We start from the raw sequence: 5,402 nt of genomic DNA, 5'->3' as shown, positions 1-5,402 counted from the left end.
CCTACACGGGGCAGGGCACCAAGGGTGCGATGGGCACCGCGTCCTTCGCTGGCCATGTCCCGACCAATGGCGCCGATTGCGGGAGCTGTCACACCAAGGCGGCGAGTGGAGGCTTTGTCAGCTGGGCAGGCGCCGCGTTCACCCATACGGCAGCCACCACCAATTGTTCGTCCTGCCACAACGGCTCAGCCGCAATGGGCATGACCACGCCGCCGCACATCCCGACCGTGACACTGCAGTGCTCGAACTGTCACACCAATACAGCAGCGAGCTTTACCACCTACACCATGAATCACGCGGCTGTTCACGCGACGCGGTGTGACAGCTGTCATAGCGGCGCGTATCGGAGCCAGGGCCGAAGGGGCGCGCAAGGTCCCGGACATGGCGCAAAAGCGCAGGATTGCGGCTGCTGCCACCAGAGCGCCGCGGCCAATTTCTCGACCTGGGATGACGATCCGCGGGGATCGGCTGGTGGCTGCACGACAACAGCGAAGGCACTCACCCCGGCGAATCCGACGCTCAAATCGGCGACAGCAACCACCGCCAATCGGACCATGACGACAGTTCCGACGAACTCGCCGCAAGCCGCGACTGCGCCGTCCTCGACGGCGCCTGCCGCGACCGCCGTCGCGCCAGGCACGAATACAGCCATTCTGTTCAGCAACAAGCCGGTCGCTGCTAATCCGATGGCATCGGCACCGACGCTGGCCGGAAATCCGGCAAACGACAACGTCGCAGCCGGCACTGCTGCCAAGCCGGATCCGGCGCCAAAACCGGGAGCCTTGCCGACCTTCTCGGCGGCGTCGCAATCGGCCAACCCGCAGGCTGCTGCTCCGGCCCCGGGACAGGTCCCCTCGAATGATCCGCGGACGAGGTTGTCGCCCACAATTGGCCGGCCAGCAGCGGAGCAAGCGGAGCCTTCGGCAGGCGGCCTCCCGTCGTTCGGTTCGACCAAGCAACTCAGGCCTGGTCTCGCTGGCTTTGGCGCATCGAGCCTCGGTGCAGGAAAGTTCGATCATCTCACGGCGAGGGGGCCGTGCGCGTCCTGCCACAATGGACGAGATGCGACTGGAAAGCCTCAGGCCCATATCGTCACCAATGCGCCATGCGACACTTGTCACAAGAGCACGGTCACATTCGCGGGCGCCCGCTTCAGCCACACCGGAACGACGGCGGCGTGCAGTTCGTGCCACAACGGCACGGTTGCAAGCGGCAAGCCGCAGAAGCATGTGACGACCAACGCGCCGTGCGAGACCTGCCACAAGAGCACGGTGACGTTCGCGGGAGCGCGCTTCGATCACGCCGGTACAACGGCCGCTTGTAGCTCCTGCCACAATGGCATCATCGCAGCCGGCAAGCCGCAGAAGCACGTGGCGACCAATGCGCCCTGCGAGACCTGTCACAAGAGCACCGCGACTTTTGCCGGAGCGCGCTTCAATCACACCGGTGCCACCGCGCCCTGCGCAAGCTGTCACAACGGGACGACCGCGACCGGCAAGCCGCAAAGACACGTCGTAACCAATGCAGCTTGCGATACTTGCCACAAGAGCACAGTCTCGTTCAGCGGCGCGCGCATGGATCACGCGACCTTGTCCGCGCCCTGCGCCAGCTGTCACAACGGAACGACCGCAAGCGGCAAAAGCCCCCGGCATTTCGTGACAAACGCTCCATGCGAAAGCTGTCACCGCAGCGTCAGCTGGACGTCCGTCACGTACCAGCACATGTCGGCGAGCTTCCCGAATCATGGGGCTGCGATCGGCTGTGTCGGTTGCCACAGCAGTAATTCCCAAGTCGTTCCCTGGAAGTTCGCGGCCTACAAGCCCGATTGCGCCGCCTGTCACGCTGGTGACTTCCATCCACAGCAGCATACGAAGTATCTCAAGCCTGTACCGATGAACTACACCGCCGCGGAGCTCCGGGATTGCACCGGCGCGTGCCACATCTTTGCCGATCAGACGCAGACCGCCATCGTAAACCGTCGACCGAAAGCGCATCGCGTGAACGGAGGCGGATGGTGAGCGCGTGCAGCCGTCTTCCGCTCGTCCAACCGTCGGCGATCGCCGCCGTGCGGCTATCGTTGGTGCTGTGTGTGGCTGGGTCCTGCGTGTTCGGCGTGAGCATCAGGCGCGTGCAAGCTCAGCCCGTGATTGACCAGTTCGTGTCCTCTGCCGATGTCACGACCGTGGGCAATTGCAGCTTGCTGCGGATCAACTTCCATGTCCGTGTCCGTTATACCGGCCACTTTCCGCAGGACCACGGCGACCAGCTCAGCATCAACCTTCAGCTCGTTGATCGCGAAGCGATTCTGGCGCGTCGTCTGGTCAGACGTGAGGGAATCAGGGTCGAGCGAGCGCAATCATCAGGACTCCAGGATGTCTACCTTGCCCTGGACGAGGCGAAGGGCCCGGTGCTCATCGCCCAGTTCGCGAGCTCGGTTGCTTACCAGGTCGTGCAATCCGGAAGCTTTGAGTCGATTGCGATCGTGATCGCCCGGAAGGGGCCCGTCTCTGCTTGCAAGATAGGCGCCTTTCTCGCGAGCCCCCCTGACAGCCGCGGTCCCACGCAAAAAGGCTCCACCATTCCGCCGAGCTCGGTCCGTCGAGAAGGCCCACAGCAAAGCCTCTCGGAAACCGACATCAGGTTGATCGAGGGGGCGATGGACGAAGCGCGCGCAGCGATCCGGAAGGGTAATTTCAGCGGCGCGATCGCCATCTTGCGGCGGCTGTTGAAATATCCGGAAAACAGCTCAAGCGCAGAGGCCCAGGAACTGCTCGGCGTGGCTTATCAGAAGTCCGGGCAGACCGCCGCGGCACAAGCCGAATACGAGGATTATCTTCGTCGCTACCAGAGCGGCGAGGGCAACGAGCGCGTCCGGCAACGTCTTGCGGCCATTCTCACTGCCAGCAGCGCGCCCGAGCGGCCGCGCGACGTGCCGGCCGGCGGTCCCGATGCTCTCCCGATCAAGGCGGCGGCTCCCACGGGGGAAACCCGCTGGTCGGTTTCAGGGAGCGCTTCCACCACCTTCATCACCAATGACAGCACGAATGCGGTCAAGGATCTGTCGACCGCACCCAATCCGAACGCCGATGCCGACGCACATCGGGTGCACCAGAACACGCTGCTCACCAATATTGATGTGTTCGGGACGGCCGACAATGATCGCGTCAGGACGAAATTCAAACTGGCCTTCACCCATGAGCGCCAGTTCGATACAAGCACAGACAAATACGGCGTCTCGACCGCGCAGGTCGACTATACCCTCAAGGAAGCCGATGCGACGCTCCGTGTCGGCCGCCAGTCGCGCAACACGGGCGGCGTGATCGGCCGCTTCGATGGCGCGGTGCTGAGCTGGCAACAAAGCCCCGCGATCCGATTCAACGTGCTGGCAGGCTCGCCAAACTGGAGTCGGTTCGACGCCCCATTCAAGGACAACAAGTCGCTCTACGGCGCCAGTATCGACTTCGGCAAGATCCTGGGCGGCTTGGAGACGAGCGTTTATCTGATCACCCAATACGACCGGAACATCATCGACCGCCAGGCGGTGGGAGCCGAATTCCGCTACTTCGACAGCAATAAATCGGTCCTCGGCACGATCGACTACGACACCTATTTTCGACAGCTGAATGCGGCCATTTTCTCCGGCACCTATACGCTGGAGGACAAGTCAGTGTTCAATGCGTCGGTGGACTATCGCAAGGTGCCATATCTCTCGACGTGGAATGCGCTTCAGGGGCAACCGTTCCTGACGCTCTATGACATGATGAAATTCAACACGGCAGCCGAGATCAAGCAGTTCGCGATCGACCGCACGCCGACCTTCGAGTCGGCCATGATCAGCTACTCGAAGCCGTTGAACGAAAACTGGCAGGTCAGCACTGACGCGACGGTCACAAATCTGACCGGTACATTGCCCTCGGGCGGCGTCGACGGTACGCCAGCAAGCGGGCTCGAATATTATCTCTCCGCGCAGCTGACGGGAAACAGCATCTTCGCGCCGGGCGACCTGTTCATGGGAGCGGTCCGCTACGCGAGTCTTGCGGACTCGAACATCTACGTGTTGGATTTCAACTCGCGCTATCCGGTGACGCCGAATCTGGCGATCAGTCCGCGGCTACGGCTCGGCTACCGGGCCGGGACCCGGACCGATCTGAAAGAGTACACGATCCTGCCGTCGATCTTGGGCACCTACCTATGGTCGAAGGAGATCAGCATGGAGACGGAGATCGGCTATAGGTTCGTCGACAGCACGCTTGCCAATATCAAGTCGACCACAAAAGACCTGTTCGCGACCGTCACCTTGCGGCACGATTTCGGCGCGGACGGCGTGACGAAATGTCAAGCCTCGATGGTCAGCTGCGCATGGGCACGTCCGGCCGCACTCGACGGTCCGAGCCAGGACGCAGGTCTGCCGGTGAAGTCGCAGTTCTCTCCGTTTGCTTCCTATGCAATCGAGACAGGGTTGCGCTACTGGTACAGCTCAGGCCAGAATCGCTACCGGTATTTCGCCGATCAGACCGGGACGGCGCAGGTGTCCCGTCTCGCTTATGGCGGGCTGACCGGACACAGCGGCGAGATGTTCTTCCGTGTGGATGCACTCGATGGTCCGTTCACCAACATGTTCGTCAAGGGCTATGTTGGCGCAGGCAAGATCAGCTCGGGCAGCCTGGTAGACGAGGACTTCGCGCCCTTTGTCAACCCGTCGTCCAAGACGGTGAGCAGCGCCAGCGGCCAGCTGCAATATGCCAATCTCGATGTCGGCTTCAACCTTCTGGAGATGGAGCGGTTTCGGCTCGGCGCCTTCGTCGGCTATCACTATTGGACGGAGACGGTCGACGCGCGAGGCTGTACCCAGCTCGGCGCCAATCCGGTCATTTGTGCGCCTGCACTTGGCCCAGCGGTCAAAGTCGTAACCGAGCAGGATCATTGGCATACCGGGCACGCCGGCATCGCTCTGGAGACGCGGCTGTGGGACCGCCTGAGCTGGCAAGCCGAGGTCGCCTATGCGTGGACCCGCCAGAATGCGACGGACACGCACTACTTCACCTTCGGACGCGACCCCGCGTCCGGAAGCGGCTCCGGGTTTCAAACCGAGACAGTGCTGAACTATCAACTGACGGACAGCTTCCGCCTCGGCATCGGCGGGCGCTGGTGGCACCTCAGCACGGATTCCGTGGACTCGTTTAATCAGCTCCTGAGATACACGACCGAGCGCTACGGTGTGTTCGTTCAGGGCTCCTATAAATTCAACTAATTGCAGCGTAGATCGGGAGGTCTTTGTTGTGAAATCTCAAGTAAGAGCGATCGGCCGCGGCATCGATCACAATGCCTTCTTCGACCGCGCCCTCGACCAGCTGCACCAGGAGCGCCGCTACCGGGTGTTTGCCGACCTGGAGCGCCTCGCT

Annotated in this window: 2 protein-coding genes and 1 pseudogene; 2 read left to right on the top strand and 1 reads right to left on the bottom strand. The window is 62.2% G+C overall.

Annotated features, from left to right (window positions below; translation table 11 throughout):
- Window positions 1-2,018 (top strand): annotated as a pseudogene (locus BRAS3843_RS41300) (hypothetical protein); the annotation flags it as partial.
- Between the two features lie 53 nt (window positions 2,019-2,071).
- On the opposite strand, the gene BRAS3843_RS41295 reads toward BRAS3843_RS41300, so the two are convergent.
- Window positions 2,072-2,356 (bottom strand): hypothetical protein, encoded by a 285-nt coding sequence (locus BRAS3843_RS41295; protein WP_175361078.1) that lies wholly within the window; start codon window positions 2,354-2,356, stop codon window positions 2,072-2,074.
- Window positions 2,357-2,656: 300 nt separating this feature from the next.
- On the opposite strand from BRAS3843_RS41295, the gene BRAS3843_RS03565 reads away from it, so the two are divergent.
- Complete coding sequence (locus tag BRAS3843_RS03565; RefSeq protein ID WP_175361077.1) at window positions 2,657-5,251, top strand: hypothetical protein; 2,595 nt, start codon at window positions 2,657-2,659, stop codon at window positions 5,249-5,251.
- Window positions 5,252-5,402: the final 151 nt, after the last annotated feature.

Source organism: Bradyrhizobium sp. STM 3843, assembly GCF_000239815.1.
Lineage (GTDB): Bacteria > Pseudomonadota > Alphaproteobacteria > Rhizobiales > Xanthobacteraceae > Bradyrhizobium.
This window is presented reverse-complemented; position numbering and strand designations above follow the sequence as displayed.

What these genes read in the sequence shown, in the direction of transcription:
- BRAS3843_RS03565 (WP_175361077.1), top strand. Translation starts at nt 2,657, where the DNA reads ATGGACGAAGCGCGCGCAGCGATCCGGAAGGGTAATTTCAGCGGCGCG.